This window comes from Mesorhizobium sp. M0848, assembly GCF_040319805.1.
Taxonomy (GTDB): domain Bacteria; phylum Pseudomonadota; class Alphaproteobacteria; order Rhizobiales; family Rhizobiaceae; genus Mesorhizobium.
Genome location: NZ_JAMYOM010000024.1, coordinates 68464 through 90160 on the forward strand (window position 1 = coordinate 68464; position 21697 = coordinate 90160).

A 21697-nucleotide genomic window follows, 5' to 3' on the forward strand; every position below is an offset into this window, starting at 1 on the left:
GGAAGCTCCTCGGGAGAAACAATCTTGGCGACGGCCATGCTTGATGCTCTGCGCCTGCTTGCCTGTCTTGCCTGCGCCCAGGCTGCCCCGGCCGCCTCGCCGCCGGATGCGCTCGCCGTCGACGTCGAGCTGGTGCTGGCGGTCGACATCTCGCTGTCGATGGACGAGAAGGAGTTCGCCCTGCAGCGGGCCGGTTATGTCGAGGCGCTGCGGCATCCCGACTTCATCAAGGCTGTCCGCGCCGGCGCCAAGGGCCGCATAGCGCTGACCTATTTCGAATGGGCCGGCACGGTGCGCGACGACGCGGTTATCGGCTGGCAGATTATCGATAGTGCCGAGAGCGCGAACAGCTTTGCCGACAAGGTCGCGGCTCGTCCGTTCCGCAGCTTTCGCGGCACTTCGATTTCCGGCGCGCTGGCCTTCGGCACCGAGCTTTTCGACCGCACGTCTTTCCAGGGCGAACGCAGCGTCATCGACATTTCGGGCGACGGACCGAACAATATCGGGCCGCCGGTCACCGCGACGCGTGATGCGGCGACTGCCAAAGGCATCATCGTCAACGGCCTGCCGATCCTGATCAGCCCGTCGCCCACCTTCAGCCATCTCGACCAGTATTATGCGCAGTGCGTGATCGGCGGACCCGGTTCCTTCGTGCTGCCTATCTATGCCGCCGCCGAGTTTTCGACAGCCATCCGGCGGAAGCTGCTCCTGGAAGTGAGCGGCATTCAGGACGAGGTGAGAAGTGTCCCCGTCGACGCGGCGACGCCGATAGACTGCCTGCAAGGCGAACGGGACAGGCGGTTTCTATCGGATCCGTATTTTCCCGAACTTGACCGTTGAGCTCTCGACAGAGGGGTTAACGCGATCCGGAGGAAAAACCATTCCACAATTTCCCGGAATCCCTATCGGTTTAAGCGGGCCGGGCACCAAATTGATTGCGAAACTCGTTGGAGAGATCGCGGCGCCAGCGCCGGCCATGGACATAGCCTTGCATCAATTCCGGCAGCGAATAGCCAAGCGTTTTGGATGAACGGTTGGCCATGTAGCCCTGAAATGCCTCCGGTATCCTGCCTCGCAGGATGTCGGCGATGAGCTGCCGCGAGATCATGTAAGGCGGAATGTGCGGGTAGGCATGGGCAATATGCGGATGTTTGCCCATCAGGTTCGCATAGGCCTCGACATAGCCGTCACGGCGGCCGGAAATCGAGTTCTCCGAATTGTATTTCGTCCAGTCCAGATCCCTGGACAACTGCGCACCGAAGCGCCGGGCAAGGCGCAGCAGCAATTCGCGATCCTGCATGCGGGTGATGTCGCTGTCGTAGCCGCCGATGGCCAGCAAGGCTTCGCGGCGAGCGGTGATCGCGGAGCCGGCAATGAAGATGGTCTGCCCAACCAGCGTCCGCTCCAGCATTGCGGGGCTCACGAACGCCTCGGGGTTGACGCAGTTTGTGATGCGATTGCCTTTCAGGGACACGAACGAACTGATCAGCACTTGCAGTGCAGGATTCTCATCGAACCAGGTCAGGGTTCGTTCAAGCCGGTGCGGCATGTAGATGTCGTCGGAATCGAGGAACGTCACCAACGGTGCCCGCGCGCGCTCGATGCCGGCATTCCTGGCAGCGTTGGCGCCTCGCCATTTCGCCCCGACATAGATCAGCCGCGGGTCCTGGATACGGGCCAGCGCCGCTTCGGTTCCATCAGCCGAACCATCGTCGACGACAATGTGCTCAAGCCTCGACATGCTCTGGGAGAGTACGCTTTCCACGGCGCGCAACACCGTTTCGCGTCGGTTGTGGGTCGGCGTAATGACCGTGATGAGAGGTGTTGGTTGGATCCCGGCCATGTCTGTCAGCTGTTTCCTGCGCAGGGTTGCGCGTCTGTCCAGGACTTTTCGATTTTCAGAACGGTCGAATGGATTGGACTTCCCTTCCTCTACACCGCATCACAGTCGGCGCGACGCTACAAAAAACGACTGCCCCTGTCACCCACCGTGCCGGTACTCAATCCGCGCGAGACAACGAATCCCCGCTGCTAGCGTTCCAATTGCAACAGCACCGCCGCACATAGCATTGCGAATCACCATGGAAGCAACCCATCATGACAGGTAGCATACATCTCATTACCTCAGACGTAATCGCTTAGCGCTCGGCGTTTGGTCAGATTGCCCATGCGAGGCCGGCAACTCGGCTTCGATGACAAGGGAGTCCAGTCATGGCCGCTTACGCCGTCGCCCATATGCGCCAAGCCGCAATGGGTCCGCAGATCGTCGAATATCTGCACAAGATCGATGCCACGCTGGAACCTTTCGGCGGCCGTTTTCTGGTTCATGGCGGCGATGTGGAGGTGATCGAGAACGACTGGCCTGGCCATCTGATCATCATAGAATTCCCGACAGGCAGCATGTGCGTGGCTGGTACAATTCGCCCGCCTACCGGGCGATACTGGCGCTGCGCACGGACAATTCGGAGGCGGATGTCGTGTTCGTCGACGGCGTCGAACATCCGCACAAGGCCACGGATGTTCTGGAACAATCGACGGGTCAAGGATCAATTGGACGCTGAACCGCGGTTCAAGGAAGGGCGGTAAAGCGTCTAGCTGTGCCCAACATAGTCGGGCACAGTTTCAATTTTGTCACGAACCATGCCAGTCGCAAAACTGAACTGGCCCCAAAACGCCAAACCATAAAATGCCTGACCGACAATCAGAGAAAAGGGAACCTGCCAAAGCGGCATCCCCGTTTCCCGGGCATGGCCTACGATCCGTCGTGTCGTGCGCCATGACATGGTGAGCCACCGGCTGAAAGACTTGACTATCCGTCGCGCGCGGCTCGGCGAATTGAGCGCAACGAACTTCCGGTCGGCGTCGCGACCTGTAACCAGGGCGCGCCAGTAAAAGAACCGCCAGCCCCGCGGCGAATAGTGATAAACGCGTGCGTCGACATTATGAATTTTGTGGCCCTCCCGCAGCAGTTCGCGCATCAGCAAAGTGCAGGAAACCTTGAAGCCGTTATGTTTTGGAAAAGGATGGCTGACGATCCACTCGCGTCGAAACGCTACATTGTTAGCGTTGATCGCTCGCTTCGAGGCAAATCGCCCGTCTCCACGGGCCATCGGGAAAAACCAGATCAACGCAAACGTTCTTGAAAAGAAATCGTCGTATGAGAGGTATGTATATCCGTTTGCGCAGATAACTTCAGAGTTTTCAAAGGGCTCAAGCAGTCCTGGTAGCCATCCTGGTTCCGCGACCACGTCGGAATCCATAAAGATGACGATATCTCCGTCCGATGCCAGCATGCCGTTGTTCTTCAGGTCGTAATATCGGCCGCCAGGGAAAGCCGTGAAGACGAGTTCGGCAACCTGACCGAGCTGCGGGGCCTCATTCGAAATCTCACGACGCAACGCATCCTCGTCCGACTCTGCTCCCCCGTGAGAAATAACGATCCTTGGTCGCACTAAACCGGTTGCTGAAACCGATGTGATTTCCCGAGCCAAGGCCTTCATCCCAACGCCGATCTCGTCCCAGTCGATCGATTTTGCATTCTCCATTTCGACGACGAGTGAATACGTTGGACGCTCTTGAGCCATATCTGAACCGATCAAGTTATTAGTGCCGATGTGGCTATAACGCTCTCGGCGGGCTGTCAAACCAGCGTGCAATAAGAATTTGTGCTCGTGATCGCCATGGACGGCGATGCGCTTTGATCAATAACATCGCATCTCTGGCGCCCCTGGATGCTTCGTGTTCTCGTACAATGCCGTTCGATCAGATCGAGAACCTTGAGCTCCTCTTTTTAAGAAAACCGCGACGGCAATTGTTGGCATGGAAGTTCGACGTGTCAGAATATTCCGCCAAGAACCGCTCTCTCCACTCCTCATTGATGGTGTCTCGTTGAATATCGAGGCCCGAATCGAGATCAGACCCGGGTTTCAAGACAAGCTTGGCGTCGACCAGAGATGCAGCCCTTTCAAGGCAGGTCCGTGGATGTTCAAGGAGTTCTTCGTATGTCAGTGATAGGAAGGACAATCCGTTTTTTGCAAACCAGACATCCCAGGCCAGATTTTCCAGGATGATTTTTTCAAGCGAGTCCGCGATTGCTTTGCCGTCGTAGCATGGTCTCTTCTGATCGGCCTCGGTAGAGCGGAACCGACCACTCTGACGAGCGCGGGTCCACGAAACTGCTTGACCAACGAGGTCCCCACGCGTCAACCGCATATAGCGCAGCTTTGGAAGGCTTGCGGGGAGATCCACGGTTTTGGCAACCTGTGAAAACTGGCTGGCAAACAGTTTGACCGCGTAAATCCCGGAGGGAGACCGCCCGTCCTTCAGTGCATGCAAAACCTGGGCACGGGGGTCGCGGGGATAGTTCGGCATTTCTAGAACACGACGGCCCCCGAACCACTCGAGTGGGTTGCCAAGCCCGGTGGCTGCCATCAATCCGGCTAGGTGGTTGCTGCCACTGCGCGGTGAGGTGCAGATGAGAATTCCGGCTTTCAACCCAGCCCGCATGTCCGGTGGGATTTCAACTGGCAGAGGGCGCCTACGAAAGAGATACATGGCGATCAATATTACCGTTTCAGCAAGAACACTGCCTGCTGGCCGAAGAAGTTCCAGAACCACCACGGCATCGACAGGCCGATCTTCTGGCCGGCGGCGTCGAGAGCGGTTGCCTTCTCGACGGTCGCGCCGAGCTCGTCGCACAGATTGACGAAGTCGCGGATGGTGCAGAAATGGATGTTGGGCGTGTCGTACCAGGAATAGGGCAGGTCCTTGGTCACCGGCATGCGGCCCTGGATGAACAGCGACAGGCGCACCCGCCAGTGGCCGAAATTGGGGAAGGACACGATGGCGCGGTTGCCGATCCTGAGCAGTTCGTCGAGCACCAGCTTCGGGTTGCGGGTGGCCTGCAGGGTCTGCGACAGGACGACGAAGTCAAAGCCCTTGTCGGGATAGAATTCGAGATCCTTGTCGGCATCGCCCTGGATGACCGAGAGGCCTCGCGCCACGCATTCATTGACGCCGCGCTGCGACAGCTCAAGTCCACGGCCGTCGACCTGCTTGGTGTCCTGCAGCAATTCGAGCAGCGAGCCGTCGCCCGAACCGACATCGAGCACGCGCGACTGTGGCGGGATGAGGTTGGCGACGACTTCTAGGTCGACGCGCTGGTCGCGGTTGACGCTCATGGCTTCGCCTCCTGCCTGGCGCATGATCTCGATCCGAAAAGCCTGCAATTTTTCGGGGTCATGCGCTGAGCCCTCTCGCCCGGGCCGCCGAGCCGATGAAGCCGTTTATGGCGGCAAACAGTTCCGGCTCGTCGAGCAGGAATGCGTCGTGGCCGCGGTCGGTTTCGATCTCGACGAAGGATACCGATGCGCCGGCGGCGTTGAGCGCATGCACGATCGAGCGGCTCTCCTCGGTCGGAAACAGCCAGTCCGAGGTGAAAGACACCAGGCAGAAGCGGGTTTTCGTTCCGGCGAAGGCATCGGCCAACCGGCCGCCATGGTCGGCGGCAAGGTCGAAATAGTCCATCGACCGCGTCATGTAGAGGTAGGAGTTGGCGTCGAAGCGATCGACGAAGGTCATGCCCTGATGGCGCAGATAGCTTTCGATCTGGAAGTCGGCGTCGAAGCCGAAGGTCAGCGCTTCGCGATCCTGCAAATTGCGGCCGAATTTCCGGTGCAGCGCGGCTTCCGACAGATAGGTGATGTGGGCGGCCATGCGTGCCACCGCCAAGCCCTTTTCCGGGCGTTTGCCGTGCTCGAAATATTTGCCGCCATGCCAGTCCGGATCGGCCATGACAGCCTGCCGGCCGACCTCATGAAAGGCGATGTTCTGCGAGGAATGGCGCGCGCCGGTGGCGATCGGCAGCGCCGAGAAGACGCGCTCCGGATAGCTCGATGCCCATTCCAGCACCTGCATGCCGCCCATAGAGCCGCCGAGCACGCAGAACAGCTTTTCGATGCCGAAATGGTCAATCAGCATCTGCTGCGCCCGCACCATGTCGCGGATGGTGATAATGGGCAGGTCAAGCCCATAGGGCTTGTCGGTGGCGGGATTGGTCGAGGCCGGACCGGTGGACCCAAGGCAACCACCGATGACGTTGGAGCAGATGACGAAGAAGCGATTGGTGTCGATGATCTTGCCGGGGCCGATCAACACTTCCCACCAGCCAGGCTTGCCGGTCACCGGATTGGTGCTGGCGACGTGCTGGTCTCCGGTCAGTGCATGGCAGACGAGGATGGCGTTGGAGCGGGCATCGTTCAGCGTGCCGTAGGTCTGGTAGGCGATCTGGAACGGTGACAGCAGCGTGCCGGCGTCCAGCTTGAGCGGCTTGTCGGATCCAAAACGCAAAACCGGGCTCGACGGTTGGTCGACCTCGTTGTTGGTTTTGCGGGCACGCAGAATGGCCATGACATCCATCTCACACTTTGAGCCCACGCATCGCGCTTGTCGAAAGTCGATGCCGATCCGGGTGTCCGGCCGGCGCGGACAACAAAAAACCGGCATTGCGGTTGCAAAGCCGGTTACAGGATGCAAACGGCCCTTTAGCAAGTTGTTTAACGTGGCTGCAAGCCGACCGGCCAAATCACCACGGAAGTCCGCTCCCCTTCTAGGGCTGTGGCGCGCCGGCGTCAACGGCCAGCCTTGGGCGGTGGCTGTCGCCTCTCGACATTGCAGGCCACGGCTTGTATTTCCGCTGCGGCTTCCCTCAGGAAGCGTTCTCGACGGATTTTGCGACATGAGCCAGACACCGGACCAGGCACGTCCAACCCCGCGCGCGGGCATCATGGACATAGACGCCTATGTGCCGGGCAAGAGCACGGCGCCCGCGGGCGTCGCCAAGGTTCACAAGCTGTCCTCGAACGAGAATCCGCTAGGGCCCTCGCCGAAAGCGATCGAAGCCGCGCGCGAGATTGCCGGAAAGCTCGACGTCTATCCAGATGGCACCGCCAGGCGGCTGCGCGAAGCGATCGCCGAGGTGCATGGTCTCAACCCGCAGAACATCATTTGCTCCAACGGCTCCGACGAGATCCTCGGCCTGCTGGCGCAGACTTATCTGGCGCCCGGCGACGAGGCTGTCATCACCGAACACGCCTTCATGGTCTACAAGATCTACATCCAGTCGGCAGGTGCCGTTCCGGTGACGATCAAGGAAAGAGACGAGCGCGCCGATATAGACGCCATCCTCGCAGCCGTCACGCCGCGCACCAAGATCGTGTTCCTGGCCAATCCCAACAATCCGACCGGCACCTATGTGCCTTTCCAGGAGGTGCGCCGCCTGCATGCCGGCCTGCCCAGGCACGTGCTTCTGGTGCTAGACGCGGCCTATGCCGAATATGTCCGCCGCAACGACTATGAGGCCGGCATCGAGCTGGTCGGTGCTGCCCAGAACGTGGTGATGACCCGTACCTTCTCCAAGATCGGCCTCGGCGGAGCGCGGATCGGCTGGATGTATGCGCCGATGCATATCGTCGACGCCATCAACCGCGTGCGGGGTCCCTTCAACGTCAATGCGACGGCGATCGAGGCCGGTATCGCAGCCATCCGCGACCGCGCCCATGTCGAGCGCAGCGTGGCGCACAACGAGACCTGGCTGGCCTGGCTGAGCGAGGAATTCACAAAGCTCGGGCTGCGGGTAACGCCGAGCGTCGGCAATTTCGTCCTCGTTCATTTTCCTGACGATCAGAAGCATTCGGCGGCGGCGGCGGACGACTATCTGACGGCGCGCGGCTATATATTGCGGCGCGTTTCGGGCTATGGCTTTCCCAACGCGTTGCGCATGACCGTCGGCACCGAAGAAGCCAATCGCGGCGTTGTCGCCGCTCTCACGACATTTCTGAAAAGCTAGAACGCCATGACATCACCGATGTTTGAAAAGATCGCGCTGGTCGGCATCGGCCTGATCGGCTCGTCGCTGGCCCGCGTCATCCGCCGCGAGGGGCTGGCCCGTCACGTGGCCATATCAACGCGCAGTGCGGCGACGCTGGCGCGAGCCGAGGAACTCGGGCTCGGCGATAGCTATACCACCGATGCGAAAGAGGCGGTCCGCGATGCCGACCTAGTCGTCATTTCGGTGCCGGTCGGCTCATCCGGCGCGGTGGCCGAGGAAATCGCGCCGGCGCTGAAGAAGGGCGCGATCCTCACCGATGTCGGCTCGACCAAGGCGTCTGTCATCGCGCAGATGCAGCCTTATGTCCCTGAAGGCGTCCATTTCATTCCCGGCCACCCGCTGGCGGGCACGGAAAAATCCGGCCCCGACGCCGGCTTCGCCGACCTGTTCGACAATCGCTGGTGCATCTTCACGCCGCTGCCCGATACCGACGCGGACGCGCTGGAGCGGCTGTCGGAGTTCTGGCGCCGCTGCGGCGCCAACATCGATACCATGGACCCGCAGCATCACGACATGACGCTGGCCATCGTCTCGCACCTGCCGCACATCATCGCCTACAACATCGTCGGCACCGCCGACGATCTGCAGTCGGTGACCAAGTCCGAAGTGATCAAATATTCGGCTTCCGGCTTCCGCGACTTCACGCGTCTTGCCGCTTCCGATCCGACCATGTGGCGGGATGTGTGCCTGCACAACAAGGACGCCATCCTCGAAATGCTGGCGCGGTTCTCGGAAGATCTGGCGTCCCTGCAACGCGCGATCCGCTGGGGGGACGGCGAAAAACTCTTCGACCTGTTCACCCGCACCCGCGCTGTGCGCCGCTCGATCATCGAGGCCGGCCAGGACATCGACGTGCCCGATTTCGGTCGCCAGGCCGTCGAGCATCCCGCGAAGGGCTAAGTCAGTTTCAGGCTGGCCAGGTCTGCGCAACCATGGCCAGCGTCTCGGCCCGGTTCGGCGCACCAAGCCTGCCGCCGAAGCGCAGGCATTTGAGCGCGGCGGCCGCACTGGCAAAGCGCAAAGCCTGCTCGACCGGCATGGCTTCCGCCAGCCCGACGGCGAAGGCGCCGTGAAAGACATCGCCGGCGGCCAATGTGTCGATCGCCTTGATCTTCGGTGCCGCGACATGGCGCACGCAGCCTGCGCGACGGTCGTGCCACCAACTGCCCGCCGCGCCGCCTGTCACTGCGACAAAAGCGTCGGTGCGGCTGGCGAGATCGGCGCAAGCCGTTTCCGGATCGAGCGCCTGGCCGCAGACAATGCGCGCCGCCGTTTCCGAAGCGACGATGTGCGTGGCGAGCGGCAACAGCTGTTCCAGGATCTGCAACGGTGCGGTATCGGCATCGAGGATTGCCGGCCGGCCGAGGGCGCGCGCCGCTCTCAGGGCAAGGGCTGCCGCACCTGGCCAGCGGACATCGACCAGTACGGCGTCGAATGCCGTGAGGTCGGCGACCGGCAAGGCTTCGGGATCGGCCTGGGCAAGCCCGTCATAGAACGGCACGATGATGCGCTCGCCATACGCGTCGACCAGGATCGAGGCCAGCGCCGAGCGGGCGCCTCTGACGCGGCGCACAAAGGTGCAATCGACGCCTTCGGCCTCGATGCCGGCGATGAGCTGGTCGGCGACGGCATCGTCACCCGCGCTCGCCCACAGCGATACCTCGGCCCCCAGGCGATGCGCGGCGCAGGCAGCACTCGTGGCCATGCCCGAGGCGATCTGGACGCCGTCGGAGGCAATGAACTTGCCTTGATGCACGGGCAGCGTCTCGACGCGCAGGATGGTGTCCAGCGTCAAAGCGCCAACGCTCAGCAGCTTCACGGGTCTTGCCATCGCAGCGCTATTCCACCGGCTTGATCTTGCCCAGCGGAATGAAGCCGAGCGAGGCCTTGCCCCTGACCACCTTCAGCGGCATCGACGGTTCGTTGCCGAGCACCGCCAGGGCAGCAAAGCCCTGCTCGATCTGGCTTTTCTGCTCGGGTATGGCGGCGCCGAGAATGGCCGCCACCGCCTTCGGGTCCTTCAGCCTGATCATCAGATCGGCGTTGATCAGGCCCTCGGCATCGACCGAGAGCGGTCCCGAAACGGTGACGCGCGCCGTCCCCGACGACAGGTCGAGGTTGCGGATTTCGATCGCCTGGCCACGAAGGCTCTTCACCTGCGTGCCGATCAACGCGACACCGTTCTTCAGCGTGACGTCGCCACTGGCATCGAGCGCCGGAAGCACGCGCCCGCCAATTGCGTCGGGGTCGATCTCGAGATCGCCGAAACTGCCGAGATAGTCGATATCCTCACCGTTGGGCTGCAACTGACCCGATGCCTTGCCGGCGCTGAACAGTTGCACCGGATCGGTGTCGTCGGCCGGGTCGGTCTGGCCGGAAAGGCCCTCTGCCTCCAGCGAAATCCGCTGCGGCAGCGGCCACCACAATTTGAAATTGGCCTGCAGATTGTCCCAGTCTATCCACAGCGGCACCATGTCCGGAACGGAGGTCCTGAGCGGGCCGCGCAGATTGGCAACCGGCGACAGAGGCTGGATGATCTGGGCGGCTGCGTTGAAACTGCCGGCTGAAGCCGCAATGTTCTTGGCATCGTCCTCATAGGCGAGGTTGTCGCAGGAGACGGTAAAGCTCAAGGGATAGCCGCTGACCTGGAGATTGCCGCAGCCGGCCTCGACGCCATTCTTGTTGAGCGTGGCAACCGCCTTGTCGGCTTCGCTCCTGACGCGGTCAGCCAGATAGAACCAGCCGCCGCTGTAGAGGGCGAACAGCACGACGATGAATGCTGCAAGCCAGACCACACGGCGACGTTTGTTCGGCTGGCGTTCGTCACTTGACGTCATGCTTTGGCTCTCGTTAACGCATGGGTGTTGCGGACGGGTAGGCGATTCCGCCAGGTAGACAGACGAATAGTTAGACGGGACGGGCGGAAAAAACACCGGTCCGGTTCGGTGTTGGCATCTTTTGCAATCAGGCGCGGCGATATGGGCGATTTTTGGGTGTTTGGCTATGGCTCGCTGATCTGGCGGCCGGGATTCGCGCATGTCGAAACACAGCGTGCCCGCCTGCATGGCTACCGGCGCTCGCTCTGCGTCTATTCCTTCGTGCATCGCGGAACGCGCGAGCGGCCGGGGCTGGTGCTCGGCCTCGACCGTGGCGGGTCCTGCGTCGGCCTCGCATTCCGCGTTCCCGGCGACTTGCACGACGAGGTCATGGCCTATCTTCGCGAGCGCGAACTGGTCACCAATGTCTATCTGGAGCGCATGCTCAAGATTCGCCTCGACGGGGGCGGTACGGTCGACGCGGTGGTCTACATTGTCGACCGCCACCACGAGCAATATGCCGGAGCGCTCGACGCGGCGGATGCGGCGGCCGTGGTGCGCGGCGCGGTCGGCCAGTCCGGCAACAACGAGGACTATGTGCTGAGCACGCTTGAGCATCTCGAGGCGTTGGGCATCCGCGACCACTGGCTGGAGGATGTCGCCAGGCAGGTCGCGCCTTTGTGAAGCTGGCTCTGCGGAAAAAGGCGGCCAGGCCTTTGACCTCGTTCAGGCAAGACCTAGGTTAGGCTCCGACTCTCAGCCCGCGGGCGCCATTTGCCCGCCCCAATCATCCCGGAGATACGCCTTGCAGAAACGTCGTCTCGGTCGCACCGACCTGTCCATCGCGCCGCTGGTTCTGGGCGGCAACGTCTTCGGCTGGACCGCCGACGAGAAAACCTCGTTCGACCTGCTCGACCGCTTCGTCGGCGCCGGCCTCAACGCCATCGATACGGCGGATGCCTATTCGCGCTGGGTTCCCGGCCACAAAGGCGGTGAATCGGAAAACATCATCGGCAAATGGATGAAAGACCGTGGCAATCGCGACAAGGTCGTGGTGATCACCAAGGTCGGTTCGGATATGGGGCAGGGGCACAAGGACCTGTCCGCCGCATACATCGAAAAGGCCGTCGATGCATCGCTGAAGCGGCTGCAGACCGAGTTTATCGATCTCTATCTGTCGCATTGGCCGGACCCTGCAACGCCCTATGAAGAAACGCTTGGCGCCTACGAGAAGCTGCTCGCCAAGGGCAAAATCCGCTATGCCGGCTGTTCGAATCTCGACGCCGGCCAGTTGCGTGCCGCACTCGATGTGGCGAGCTTGCGCAGCCTGCCGCGCTACGAGGTGCTGCAGCCGGAATACAATCTTTACGATCGCTCGTCCTTCGATGGGCCGTTGCGCGATCTATCCGTGGCCGAGGACATCGGCGTCATCACCTATTTCAGCCTGGCCAAGGGTTTCCTCAGCGGCAAATACCGCAGCGAAGCCGATCTCGGTCAAAGCCCGCGTGGCGGCGGGGTGAAGGACTATCTCAATGCGCGCGGCATGCGCATCCTTGCGGCACTCGACGCGGTTTCATCAAGGCATTCGGCCAAGCAGGCGGAAGTGGCGCTTGCCTGGGTTATCGCTCGGCCGGGCGTCACCGCGCCGATCGCCAGCGCCACCAAGCCTGAACAGATGGACAGCCTGATCAGGGCAGCGTCGCTGAAACTGACCGCCGACGACATGGCCGAACTCGACAGAGCGAGCGGCTGAAGCTCAGTCGCGACGCCTCGCACGAACGTCCAAGACGCCCCTCTGGTCCTGCCATACCGTCTCTTCGCGCAAGGCAGGACAGAGGATAAAATGGCTGAGCCGCTTCTTTCGCAGCCGGATTTTTGGGGACAACTTCTCGCGCTGATGCTTGCCGCCCTGGTGATCATGGGCAGCCCGGGACCGGCGACGATAAGCGTTACCGCCGTTGGCGCTGCCTTCGGTTTGCGCCGCTCGCTGGGTTATGCCTGGGGAATCATACTGGGCACGATCGCCGTGCTTCTGGTTGTCGCGACCGGGGTCGTGGCGGTGCTCACCGCGATGCCGAGGCTGGCGCCGTTGCTGGCTTTCGCTTCCGCGGCCTACATCCTCTATCTCGCCTTCAAGATCGCCACGGCGCCGCCCATGGCAGCACGCGGCGCCGAGGCTTCGTGTCCAACATGGCTGGCTGGATTCCTTCTCGCGGTCGCCAATCCAAAGGCCTATGTGGCGATCGCCGCCGTGTTCGCCGGTGCTTCGTCCAAACAGGGCGCCACTGAGCTTGGTCCATGGCTGAAGCTGACGGCTCTCGCCCTGATGATCGTTGCCATCCATGCTCTGTGGCTTGTCGTGGGAGCATCGTTCGCGCGCTTCCTGCGCCGGCCGGCGGCCTCGCGGATCATCAATCTGGTCTTTGCCGCGACGCTGGTGTTGACCACCACGCCGGCCGTGTTCGGTTGAGAACTGTCGGCCGGAGACTTCCGATTCAGGCTTTGGTTCTTTTAGCCGCGTCCAGCTCTTGCAGCCTTTTCACCGCTGTCGGAGGCAAGGCAGGCGGGCTCGGACCGCGCGCCACATCAATCAGGAATTGGTCGCAGGCAGCCTCGGTCTCGCCGATCAGCCGGGCCATGAATTCGTCCTTGCTCAAGCCGGGCGGGATCGGCGGCAGGAAGCGTGCCTTGATGGTGCCGGGGTAGCGCAGGAATTTCCGGCGCGGCCAGTACAGGCCGGCGACATGGGCAACCGGCACCACCGGAACGCCAAGCTGCGCATAGATTTCGACGATGCCGTATTTGTAGGCCGGTTCGTCGCCCGGTGCCCGGCGTGTGCCCTCGGGATAGATGATCAGCTGGCGAGGGTTGCGCGCCATCTCCTCCTTGGTCGCGGCGACCACGGCCTTCAGCGCCTTCGAGCGGCTGCCGCGGTGAACCGGGATCATCCGCATCTTCATGATGTACCAGCCGAAGAACGGGATCCAGGTCAGCTCTCGTTTCAAGATGTAGAGCGGGTCCTGGAGGAAGGGGAAGAAGGCGATCGCGTCCCAGAACGACTGGTGCTTGGGCGCCAGGATGAACGAGCCTGCTGGCAGGTTTTCCTGGCCAGTGATGTCGCTCTTCGTTCCAGCGATCTTGTCGAAGAGCCACATCGAGGTGCGCGACCAGAATTTCGGCACGAACCAGGCGCGGTGACGGGGCGACAGGAAATAATAGGGGGTCCAGAGGATCATCTGGACGATCAGGTTGACGTAGAAGACGAAATTGAACGTCAGCGATCTGGCATAGAGCATGGGGGAGGCCCGGTGAGGAGGTGAGCGTTGGTTACACCAAGCGCGGGGAAAAAGGAAATGGCCGCAGGGCGCCTTGACCGACGAAGAAAGCGGTCGCCGATTGGGGAGACCCGGTTCCGCTACTTCAGCCGCGCCTTCAGGCGCGGGCCGGCAAAATCGAGGAAGGCACGCAGCTTCACCGGCAGCAGGCCATGGCCCGCATGCACCAGGCTTACCGGCCATGGATTTGGCTCGAACTCCTCCAGCAGGACGCGCAGCATGCCGGACCGCAGCGCGGCCTCGATCTGGTAGGAGAGCACTTTTGTGAGCCCGACGCCGGCAATCGCCGCATCGATGGCCGCTTCGGCGGTGTTGACCTGAAGCCGTGAATGGACCTGAACCGGGATTTCTGCCTTGCCCTTGATGAAGCTCCAGGTGGCGGCGGAAGCAAGTCCCTCAAAGGTGATGCAATCGTGTGTTTCCAGATCTTCCGGGGTGATCGGCGTGCCGTGTTCAGCCAGATAGGCGGGGCTGGCGCAAACGACGCGGCGGATCGCGCCGACGCCCATGGCGACCAGGCTCGAATCGGGCAACCGGCCGATGCGGATGGCGAGGTCGAAATGGTCCTCGACCAGCTGGGTTATGCGGTCTGCCAATATCAGGCGGATGTCCACGTCGGGATAGGCTGCGAGAAAGCCGGTGACGACCGGCAGCACGTGCAGGCGGCCAAAGACGACCGGCGCGGTGATGGCCAGTTCGCCGGTCGGAGCACTGTATTCGCCGGCTGCCGTGCGTTCGGCCTCGCCGACGTCGTCGAGGATGCGGCGGCAGGCGGCAAGATAGGTCTGGCCGGCATCGGTCGGTGTCAGCCGTCGCGTCGAGCGATTCAGGAGACGTGTGTTCAGATGGCGCTCGAGATCGGAAATCTTGCGGCTGACCGTCGCCAGCGGAATGCCGAAACGGCGGCTGGCCGCGGAAAGGCTGCCGGCCTCCACCGCGGCGACAAAGAGCGACATGGCTTCGAGACGATCCATAACTTCTTCCGGAAAATGGAAGGATGAGTTGCAAATATGCCATCTGCATTGGAAGGATGGAAGGCTTTATATTGGGTATCGGCCTGCCTGCAGCATGGCCTCGCAAAGGAGTTGCCATGTCCGAAGCCCGGCCGCCACTGCCGCCCTTCACCGCAGAGACATCAGCGCAAAAGGCGCGCATGGCCGAGGACGCCTGGAACTCCCGTGATCCGGCACGGGTCGCGCTTGCCTACACAATGGACAGTCGCTGGCGCAACCGGGCCGAATTCCTGCAAGGGCGCGATGCCATCCAGGCGTTCCTGACACGCAAATGGAGCCGCGAGCTTGACTATCGTCTGATCAAGGAGGTCTGGGCCTTCCACGGCAACCGCATCGCCGTGCGCTTCGCCTATGAATGGCACGACGACAGCGGTTCATGGTTCCGCAGCTACGGCAACGAGAACTGGGAATTCGACGAACATGGACTGATGCGCCTGCGCATCGCCAGCATCAACGACCTGCCGATCGGCGAGGCTGACCGCAAATATCACTGGCCGCTCGGCCGGCGGCCGGACGATCACCCAACACTGTCGGAACTCGGGCTTTAGAGCAATTCCAGGAGGCTTTCGATGAACGCGCATGCTTTCACCAGCGACGTCGCCTTCACGCCGACCGTCAAGGCGATCCAGGCACGCAAGGGCTCGCGTCAGTCCTATGCCCGCGTCGAGGAGCGTGGCGGCTGGCAAGCTGTCATCACCCCTGACCTTGCCGCCTTCATCGAGATGCAGACCAGCGTTTTCCTGTCGACGGCCAATGGCGATGGCCAGCCCTACATCCAGCATCGCGGCGGACCCGCCGGCTTCCTCAAGGTGCTGGATGAACACACGATCGGCTTCGCGGATTTTGCCGGCAACCGGCAGTTCATCACGCAGGGCAATCTGGCCGACAATCCAAGGGCGTTCCTGTTCCTGATCGACTATATGCACCGCCAGCGCATCAAGATCTGGGGCACGGCGCGGGTCGTCGAGAGTGACGCCGAGTTGATGGCGAAACTGATGCCGCAAGACTACAAGGCGCGCCCCGAGCAGGTCATCCTGTTCACGGTCTCGGCCTGGGATGCCAATTGCCCGCAGCATATCCCGCAACGGTTCGAGGCGGCCGACGTGGCGGCGGCACTCGAAGAGCGGGACAAGCGTATCGAACGCCTTGAGCAGGAGATCGCACGGCTCAGGGGAAATTCGGGCGCGGCCGCAGGGGAATAATCAGCCGCCGGCCGCGGTTTCGGCCAGTGCGATGCCGTTAGGCGTCGGCTTGACCGGCACGATGCCGCGCGCCAGCGCCAGCAGATATTTGTTGTATTCGGTGAACAGCACGCGCAATGCCCGCGGCTTGGTCAGCCAGCCGCCATTGTCGAGGTTGGAATTGACCACCGGATAGGGCTCGAGCTTGGCGCCATGCAGCAGCCTGCCCATTTCCAGCAGGCTGCGGGGCATGTGATAATTGTTGGTGACGAGGATCACCGTGCCATAGGCGTGGCTCTCGACCCATTTGGCGCTTTCCTCCGCATTGCCGATCGTATCGAGCGCGGCGCGGTCGATGTCGACGCAACAGGAAAACAGCTTCTTGTCGCCGCCGGTCGCTGCCTGCAGCTGGCGACGGCTGGCCGAAGGGTGCACGCCGCTGATCAGCAGCCGTTCGCCCTTGCCGGACGCCAGCAGATCCATCGCCGCATCGAGGCGGGATTGGCCGCCGGTCAAGACAATGATCGCGTCCGCCCTGGCCGGATTGGCGGGCGTCGTCAGATGGCTTACCTTGTTGGCGAACCAGCCGAAACCGCCGGCAAACAACGTAGCGAGGATGAGCAGAGACAGAGCCGAGAGGCGCAACGCGGCTCTTAGACGGCTCACAGCGCGGCGGTTATGCGAACGGGCAACCACCACTGGCATCTGCCCAGCCGTACCGGTCGAATCCCGCGCGTCCATCGCCATATGGTTAATCCTGAAATGCGGCTTTGGGTAGGTAAAAGACGCACTTTGCGTTACGTGAATTCTCCATCCGTGATCACCCTGTTTTATCCATGGCGTTGTCCCAAAACCGGTTCCCACTTTTGGGCGACATGAATTAGCCTGCATCCGGTTGGCGGACATCGATGTCGCTGAGATAGGCAACCACGGTGGCGTGGGACGTGGCAGCCGTCAGTCCGCCGATCACCAGCACCATCAACACGACACCGAGATAGCCTGCCGAACCGATGGCGAAATTGCCGAACAGGGCGGTCGCCTGGTCGGCCTGCGGCGTCGCCATATTGCGCGACGACCACCAGGAAAAGACGATGAACACGAGCACTGCGGCGGCACCGCCAGCCGCTGCTCCCTTCATGCCGGTGACCAGGAAATGCCGGCGGAATTCGCGCGCGATGAAGCGTGCCTCGGCGCCGACGAAATGCAGCACCTCGATGATGTGACCGTTGCCGGCCATGGCTCCGCGCGTCGCGAACACCACGGTCAGCACGGTCGCCGACAGCATCAGCGCCAGCACGGCAATGCCGATGGTCACCGTCGTGCGGGCCATCGCCACCAGCCGGTCGACCCAGGTGCGGTGATCGTCGAGCGATGCGCTCGGCAGTTTCGGCGTGATCGCGGCGCGCATGGCGGCGAAATCGGGCGGGCTGTTCTCGTCGATGGTGACGATAATCAGGCGCGGCACGGGTAATTCGTCGATGTTGAGCCCCGAGCCCAGCCAGGGCTCAAGGAGCCTCGCGGTCGCCTCGCGGTCGATGATCCGGGTCGTCTTGACGCCAGGGAATTCACCGGCGATCTGGGAGGCCTGGGTAAGGGCTGCTTCCATGTCGAGCCCGTCGACCGGCTTGATCTGGATGGTCGCCTCGCGCGAAATCTGGTTCTCCCAGACGGACGCTGTGTCGCGCACCAGCGTCACCGCGCCGAAAGTCAGGCAGGACAGGAAGGTCATGATGGCGATGACCAGGACCAGTGCCCGGCCAGCGATGTTCTGCGCCGGCACGATCGGCGCCATCCTGCGCTGGGCGCGGGGCTTTGCCTCGGTCGCCTCGGCGTCCTGCTCCCGTTCCACAAAATGTTCGGCGGACAGTTCAGTCATAGATGTCCAGCCTTCCGCCGGCCAGGATCATGCGGCGCGCGTCGACCTGTTCCATCAGGCCAAGGTCGTGGGTGGCGATCACCACCGCGGTGCCGAGCCGGTTGAGCTCGATGAACAGCCGCAGCAGGCGTCGCGCCAGCGGCGGATCGACATTGCCGGTCGGTTCGTCGGCGAGCAGGATTTCCGGCTGCTCGATCAGCGCCCGCGCGATCGCCGCGCGCTGCTTCTCGCCGCCGGACAGAACCGGCGGCAGCACGTGCATGCGCTCGCCCAGCCCGACCCACTTCAACAACTCGGTGACATCGGTGCGGTAGCTCGCCTCCTCGCGCCCGCGCACGCGCAGCGGCAGCGCGACGTTCTCGTAGGTGGTCATGTGGTCGAGCAGGCGAAAATCCTGGAACACCACGCCGATGCGGCGGCGCAGATGCGGCAATTCGGTGCGCGAGATGCGCGAACGGTCCTTGCCAAAGATGGTGATCAGCCCGCGCGTCGGCTTCAGCGACATGAACAGCAGGCGCAGCAAGGTCGTCTTGCCGGCGCCCGAAGGCCCGCTCAGGAACTGGAAGGAGCGCTCCGGTATGTGCAGGGAGATGTCGCGGAGGATTTCCGGACCCATGCCATAGCGGAGGCCGACATTTTCGAAACGAATCAATTTCGACGACCTGAATTTCGGCACGGCGGCGAGCCGGCCTGTTCTAGATAAAGACCATCGGCCGGCATGGTTAACCGGCGGTTAATTTCTGGGCTGTTTCGGCTCGTCACGAGGGCTCCGGTGGGGAAGCGTTAACCATCTGTGTTTACGCAAAAGAAACGAAAAGCGAACACGTGCTGCAATGCTGGGGCCATGATGGCTGACGATCGAACCGCGCGCCCGGTTTCCGGCGAAATCATGACCGATCCGGCGGCAATTGCCGCAGCGGACAGGTTCATGCGTGGTTCGGCCGCCGACATCGTCGATGCCGACTACGTGGTGATGCCGCGCCTTGCGCCTGCGGTGGAAAGCGTTTCGCCGCTGCCGCGCGCGATCGTCACGCCGCCCATCGAAGGCATGGACATGCTGCGCAAGCCCGAAGCCTCACCGGAGCGGCTACCGGCCTCGCGCGGCGGACCGATCTTCTGGGTCGCTGGTATCGGCGCTGCCTTGGCCGCGTTCTGGGTCTCCGGCGGGCACGCGCTGGTGCGCCAGGCGCCGTTCCTGTCCAGCGCGCAGGCGTCGGCGCTCAGCATTTCGGGCGTCACGTCACGCGTCGACGCTACCGGGCCGAACGCCGCACTGTTCGTCGATGGCGAGGCCGTCAATGACGGTGCGAAACCGACGCAGTTGCCGCCGCTTGAAATCCGGGTGACTGGCAATGACGGGCAGACCACCCGCTATACGTTGGGGACATCCGGCCGCTCGCTGGCCTCTGGCGAAAGATTCGGCTTTGCCAGCCGGCTCGACGTGCCTAGAAACGGTGTGAAGACCGTGTCGGTCACTTTCGCCGAATAGGCGATCACCGGGGAAGACCATCAATGCCCATCGTACGCGGCAAGGACATCGAGGTTCTGTTTTCAGCATCGGCGATCGCGCGGCGCAATCTGGAACTCGCCAAGGAGATTGCCGGCCACGACTATCACGATCTGCTGGTGATCTCGGTCCTGAAGGGCTCGTTCATCTTCGCCGCAGATCTCATCCGCGCCATGCATGATGTCGGCCTGTCGCCGGAGGTCGAATTCATCTTCATCTCCAGCTATGGCGCCGGCACCAGCAGCGGCGAGGTGAGGGTGCTGCGCGAAATCGACAATGAGGTCGCCGGCCGCGACGTGCTGCTGATCGACGACATTCTCGAATCGGGGAAGACGCTGAGCTTTACCCGCGAGCTGATGTTGTCGCGGGGCGCCAAGAGCTGTTCGATCGCCGTGCTGCTCGACAAGCGCATGCGCCGCCAGACCGAGCTCAATGCCGACTATGTCGGCTTCGACTGCCCCGACTATTTCGTTGTCGGCTACGGCATGGATGTCGCGCATGCTTTTCGCGAGTTGCCGTTTGTCGGTGTCGTCAAAGGGGATGTCTGAGCGGCATCAAAAAGGTTTGCTGATGCTTAGAGCGGTTCGCCGCTTCACGAAAACGCCGAACCGCTCTAGTTTTTTGTTTTGACGCAATTCCCAAGGGAAAGCGCTATGCGCTTTTCCCGGAAAACCGTCTCACACTTTTCCTGAATTGCTCGGGGGCTTTCAGGAAAAGTCAACTTTTCGCGGCCAAATATGCCGGCCATGGCAAAGCTTCTGATCGTCGAGGACGATGAGTCCGTCCGCACCCTGGCCGCCCGCGCGCTTGAACGCGCCGGGCACACAATCGATATCGCGGCGGACGGCGCGCAGGGGCTTGCGCAGATCAAGGCAGCGCGTGGCGGCTACGATCTGGTCGTCTCCGATATCCGCATGCCGGAGATGGACGGCATCGAGATGGCGATCGCGGCGGCAGCATTGTTTCCGGCGATGAAGATCGTGCTGATGACCGGCTATGCCGACCAGCGCGAGCGCGCCGAGGAGTTGAACGGCATCATCCTCGATGTCGTGCAGAAGCCCTTCACGCTGGCCGAAATCCGCTCGCGCGTCGAGCGGGCGCTGATCTGCTTCGTCTGATCAGGCTGGATCGGCAGCAGTGAGCACGGGTGGAACGCTCTTGCGCCGTTCGGTGTTGAGCGCCAACAGGCCGGCGCCGATGATCAAGACGGCCCCGATGACGGTTGTCGACCGCGGTACTTCGGCGAAGAACAGGAAACCCCACAGCGGCGACCACAGGATGCCGGTGTATTCGAAGGTGGCAACGCGGTTGGCCGGCGCCATCCGGTAGGCCTGCGACAGCAGGATCATGCCGGCGGAGGCGACGAAACCGCAGGCGGCCATCTTGAGAAAATCCGGCAGCGTCGGCCAAAGCCATGGCCTTACCAGGAATTCCAGGCTCGGGTGAACGGCGTGTGTAATGCCGGCCAGGTGAAACGCCCCGGCAACCACGGCGGCGCCGACCAGATAGGCGCCGTTCTGATAGAAGGCCATGACGGTGGAGGATTCGGTATCGCCGATCTTGCGGGCCATCAGCTGCGAAAAACCATAGAGCGCCGCCGAGCCCAGCGACAGCAGCGCAGCCCAGTCGAACAGCCCTGCGCCCGGACGCAGCATCACGAGGACGCCGAACAAGCCGATCAGCACGGTTGCCAGTGTCTGCCAGGAGACGCGCTCGCCAAGGTACGGCCCGGCCAGCACCATGATGAACAGCGGCGCCATGAAATAGAGCGCCACCGCATCGGCAAGCGGCAAGGCGGCGATGGCCAGGTAGTACATCGTATAGGAGGTGAACTGGATGAAGGCGCGCGCCGTCAGCATGCCGAATCGCTTCGACTGGATCGCCCGCAGGCCGACGTCGGCATGGACCAGAACGATCAGGATCGGCAGGGCGACGATCGAGCGGATCGCCATCACCTCGGTCACTGGATAGCCGCTCGACACGGCTTTGACGAGCGGATCCTGCAGCGAAAAGATCAGCACGCCGAGGCACAGGCTCAAGATGCCGCCCACCATCCGATTCTGCATCTGCATCCAGGCTCC

24 protein-coding genes, 1 pseudogene and 1 riboswitch are annotated in these 21697 nt (G+C 62.3%); of the genes and pseudogenes, 12 read left to right on the top strand and 13 right to left on the bottom strand.

Annotation, left to right across the window (positions count from 1 at the left end):
* Positions 1-36 precede the first annotated feature (36 nt).
* Positions 37-840, top strand: coding sequence for a DUF1194 domain-containing protein (locus tag NKH95_RS25090; RefSeq protein ID WP_352441745.1), 804 nt, complete (start codon positions 37-39; stop codon positions 838-840).
* Between the two features lie 70 nt (positions 841-910).
* On the opposite strand, the gene NKH95_RS25095 is transcribed toward NKH95_RS25090, so the two are convergent.
* Positions 911-1843, bottom strand: a complete 933-nt coding sequence (locus NKH95_RS25095; RefSeq protein WP_352441744.1) for a glycosyltransferase family 2 protein — start codon at positions 1841-1843, stop codon at positions 911-913.
* Positions 1844-2250: 407 nt separating this feature from the next.
* Between NKH95_RS25095 and NKH95_RS25100 the strand changes: the two are divergent.
* A pseudogene (locus NKH95_RS25100) lies at positions 2251-2561 on the top strand (DUF1330 domain-containing protein).
* Between the two features lie 30 nt (positions 2562-2591).
* On the opposite strand, the gene NKH95_RS25105 reads toward NKH95_RS25100, so the two are convergent.
* The 4 genes from NKH95_RS25105 to metX all read right to left on the bottom strand — a co-directional run bounded on the left by NKH95_RS25105 (position 2592) and on the right by metX (position 6408).
* Positions 2592-3599 (bottom strand): glycosyltransferase family 2 protein, encoded by a 1008-nt coding sequence (locus tag NKH95_RS25105; protein WP_245273210.1) that lies wholly within the window; start codon positions 3597-3599, stop codon positions 2592-2594.
* Between the two features lie 163 nt (positions 3600-3762).
* Positions 3763-4617 carry a Stf0 family sulfotransferase gene (locus tag NKH95_RS25110; protein WP_352774798.1) on the bottom strand — a complete coding sequence of 285 codons (855 nt, stop codon included), beginning with the start codon at positions 4615-4617 and terminating at the stop codon, positions 3763-3765.
* Entirely contained in the window at positions 4566-5180 is a 615-nt protein-coding gene (gene metW, locus NKH95_RS25115) for a methionine biosynthesis protein MetW (RefSeq protein ID WP_023811089.1), read from the bottom strand. Before metW ends, NKH95_RS25110 begins: the two co-directional genes overlap by 52 nt.
* A 58-nt stretch (positions 5181-5238) precedes the next feature.
* A complete protein-coding gene (gene metX, locus NKH95_RS25120; protein WP_352893578.1) occupies positions 5239-6408 on the bottom strand; it encodes a homoserine O-acetyltransferase MetX in 1170 nt (389 codons plus the stop codon).
* A gap of 114 nt (positions 6409-6522) precedes the next feature.
* A riboswitch (SAM riboswitch) is annotated at positions 6523-6600 on the bottom strand.
* A 136-nt stretch (positions 6601-6736) separates the two neighbouring features.
* On the opposite strand from metX, the gene hisC reads away from it, so the two are divergent.
* Complete coding sequence (hisC, locus tag NKH95_RS25125; RefSeq protein ID WP_023811091.1) at positions 6737-7846, top strand: histidinol-phosphate transaminase; 1110 nt, start codon at positions 6737-6739, stop codon at positions 7844-7846.
* Between the two features lie 6 nt (positions 7847-7852).
* Positions 7853-8788, top strand: a complete 936-nt coding sequence (locus NKH95_RS25130; RefSeq protein WP_023811092.1) for a prephenate/arogenate dehydrogenase family protein — start codon at positions 7853-7855, stop codon at positions 8786-8788.
* A 7-nt stretch (positions 8789-8795) separates the two neighbouring features.
* Here the strand turns inward: NKH95_RS25130 and NKH95_RS25135 are convergent, their stop codons facing one another.
* Both NKH95_RS25135 and NKH95_RS25140 read right to left on the bottom strand, forming a co-directional pair.
* Positions 8796-9719, bottom strand: coding sequence for a sugar kinase (locus NKH95_RS25135; protein ID WP_023811093.1), 924 nt, complete (start codon positions 9717-9719; stop codon positions 8796-8798).
* A 7-nt stretch (positions 9720-9726) separates the two neighbouring features.
* Positions 9727-10725 carry a DUF2125 domain-containing protein gene (locus NKH95_RS25140; protein WP_023811094.1) on the bottom strand — a complete coding sequence of 333 codons (999 nt, stop codon included), beginning with the start codon at positions 10723-10725 and terminating at the stop codon, positions 9727-9729.
* 141 nt (positions 10726-10866) lie between these two features.
* On the opposite strand from NKH95_RS25140, the gene NKH95_RS25145 reads away from it, so the two are divergent.
* The 3 genes from NKH95_RS25145 to NKH95_RS25155 all read left to right on the top strand — a co-directional run bounded on the left by NKH95_RS25145 (position 10867) and on the right by NKH95_RS25155 (position 13174).
* Entirely contained in the window at positions 10867-11388 is a 522-nt protein-coding gene (locus NKH95_RS25145) for a gamma-glutamylcyclotransferase (RefSeq protein WP_127295979.1), read from the top strand.
* Positions 11389-11509: 121 nt separating this feature from the next.
* On the top strand, positions 11510-12457 hold the full coding sequence (locus tag NKH95_RS25150; RefSeq protein ID WP_352723186.1) for an aldo/keto reductase: 948 nt from the start codon (positions 11510-11512) through the stop codon (positions 12455-12457).
* 90 nt (positions 12458-12547) lie between these two features.
* Positions 12548-13174: a LysE family translocator gene (locus NKH95_RS25155; protein WP_128304661.1), complete on the top strand. Its 627-nt coding sequence runs from the start codon at positions 12548-12550 to the stop codon at positions 13172-13174.
* A gap of 25 nt (positions 13175-13199) precedes the next feature.
* Here NKH95_RS25155 and NKH95_RS25160 read toward each other — a convergent pair whose 3' ends face one another.
* Complete coding sequence (locus NKH95_RS25160) at positions 13200-14000, bottom strand: lysophospholipid acyltransferase family protein (protein WP_352893580.1); 801 nt, start codon at positions 13998-14000, stop codon at positions 13200-13202.
* A gap of 119 nt (positions 14001-14119) precedes the next feature.
* The gene (locus NKH95_RS25165) at positions 14120-15013 is read right to left on the bottom strand and encodes a LysR family transcriptional regulator (protein WP_352893582.1); all 894 of its coding nucleotides are present in this window, start codon (positions 15011-15013) and stop codon (positions 14120-14122) included.
* Positions 15014-15129: 116 nt separating this feature from the next.
* Here NKH95_RS25165 and NKH95_RS25170 point away from each other — a divergent pair, with 116 nt between their 5' ends.
* Both NKH95_RS25170 and NKH95_RS25175 read left to right on the top strand, forming a co-directional pair.
* Positions 15130-15600, top strand: a complete 471-nt coding sequence (locus NKH95_RS25170; protein ID WP_352631955.1) for a nuclear transport factor 2 family protein — start codon at positions 15130-15132, stop codon at positions 15598-15600.
* A gap of 21 nt (positions 15601-15621) precedes the next feature.
* Positions 15622-16254 carry a pyridoxamine 5'-phosphate oxidase family protein gene (locus NKH95_RS25175; RefSeq protein WP_352612748.1) on the top strand — a complete coding sequence of 211 codons (633 nt, stop codon included), beginning with the start codon at positions 15622-15624 and terminating at the stop codon, positions 16252-16254.
* Here NKH95_RS25175 and NKH95_RS25180 read toward each other — a convergent pair whose 3' ends face one another.
* The 3 genes from NKH95_RS25180 to ftsE form a co-directional block, all read right to left on the bottom strand.
* Positions 16255-16980 carry a YdcF family protein gene (locus NKH95_RS25180; protein ID WP_352893586.1) on the bottom strand — a complete coding sequence of 242 codons (726 nt, stop codon included), beginning with the start codon at positions 16978-16980 and terminating at the stop codon, positions 16255-16257.
* A gap of 133 nt (positions 16981-17113) precedes the next feature.
* The gene (locus tag NKH95_RS25185) at positions 17114-18109 is read right to left on the bottom strand and encodes a cell division protein FtsX (RefSeq protein WP_027038121.1); all 996 of its coding nucleotides are present in this window, start codon (positions 18107-18109) and stop codon (positions 17114-17116) included.
* Entirely contained in the window at positions 18102-18761 is a 660-nt protein-coding gene (ftsE, locus tag NKH95_RS25190) for a cell division ATP-binding protein FtsE (RefSeq protein ID WP_010911739.1), read from the bottom strand. The genes NKH95_RS25185 and ftsE overlap by 8 nt, the downstream gene beginning before the upstream one ends.
* A 192-nt stretch (positions 18762-18953) precedes the next feature.
* Between ftsE and NKH95_RS25195 the strand changes: the two genes are divergently transcribed.
* From NKH95_RS25195 to NKH95_RS25205, 3 genes are all read left to right on the top strand, one after another.
* Complete coding sequence (locus NKH95_RS25195; RefSeq protein ID WP_352612750.1) at positions 18954-19598, top strand: hypothetical protein; 645 nt, start codon at positions 18954-18956, stop codon at positions 19596-19598.
* A 23-nt stretch (positions 19599-19621) separates the two neighbouring features.
* Positions 19622-20164 (top strand): hypoxanthine phosphoribosyltransferase, encoded by a 543-nt coding sequence (gene hpt, locus NKH95_RS25200; protein ID WP_352441732.1) that lies wholly within the window; start codon positions 19622-19624, stop codon positions 20162-20164.
* Positions 20165-20362: 198 nt separating this feature from the next.
* Entirely contained in the window at positions 20363-20734 is a 372-nt protein-coding gene (locus NKH95_RS25205; protein ID WP_352893589.1) for a response regulator, read from the top strand.
* Here NKH95_RS25205 and NKH95_RS25210 read toward each other — a convergent pair whose 3' ends face one another.
* Entirely contained in the window at positions 20735-21682 is a 948-nt protein-coding gene (locus NKH95_RS25210) for a DMT family transporter (RefSeq protein ID WP_352893618.1), read from the bottom strand.
* Between the last annotated feature and the right edge of the window lie 15 nt (positions 21683-21697).